The organism is Coprococcus intestinihominis (genome assembly GCF_040096555.1).
Classification (GTDB): domain Bacteria; phylum Bacillota; class Clostridia; order Lachnospirales; family Lachnospiraceae; genus Coprococcus_A; species Coprococcus_A intestinihominis.
This window is the reverse complement of record NZ_JBBMEK010000500.1, coordinates 1-808: the sequence shown is the minus strand read 5'-3', so window position 1 is coordinate 808 and position 808 is coordinate 1. Positions and strand designations below refer to the sequence as shown.

Sequence of the window (808 nt, the reverse complement as noted above, 5' to 3'; positions counted from 1 at the left end):
TCTTCCTGTATAATCTCATTGATCGGAACACCTCCGATTGCCGTTTCCACACAGCGGTAGGTATAGGTCTTTCCTTCTTTGTTCTGCACCGGCAGATTCGTAAAGGTATATCCCCAGGAATTATTTCTTGTATTTCGAATCACATTCGATGCATTTAATGTAACAGATACGATGGATATTCCGCTTTCATTTGTCATTACACTTGGCAGACCGGTCCATTTTCCTGTTGTCTCATCATAGCTGCCGTATTCAGTCTTCCATTCAATATCTTCCCAGCTTATGCCATTATCCACGGAACGCTGCAATTTCACAGTTATACTATTCGGACGCAGATTATACTTATTATTTCCGTCCATCCAGTTCTTGCGGACATAATAAGAACCATTAAAGCCGTTGGTCATTGTTCCCAGCTGAAGTTTCTCCGTATCTGCTGTTTTTGTGATGTCCGGTGCTTTCTTATAGCCTGTAACCTGTTCTTCGGAAAGCGTATAGATATACGGCATTCCGTTTGCGCCATAGCGTTCCAGATTGTAGATTGTATAGGTCCAAGTATCCGAGGTATTATCCTTGCCTGTATTCCAGACAATATATGGCATTTTGACACTTTCGTCTTTCTGATCTTTTACCTCCAGTGTGATCTTAGTTGCATCTACTTTGTTTTGCTGACCCTTTTCATTGTTTGTATGACGTGTCAGTGTAACTTTGAAGTCTGAAACGGATGGGCGAAGTCCTTCCCCGTTGTTGTAATCATCCCATTTCTTCTCACCGGATATTGTGATATTTCCGGGATCACTGTAGGTATTTGTCG

The 808-nt window shown here is 42.0% G+C and carries 1 protein-coding gene; it reads right to left on the bottom strand.

The genetic code is table 11. From position 1 onward, the window contains the following. Positions 1-808: Cna B-type domain-containing protein (locus tag WMO25_RS18480; RefSeq protein WP_349086723.1), on the bottom strand; the 808-nt coding region annotated here is incomplete at both ends.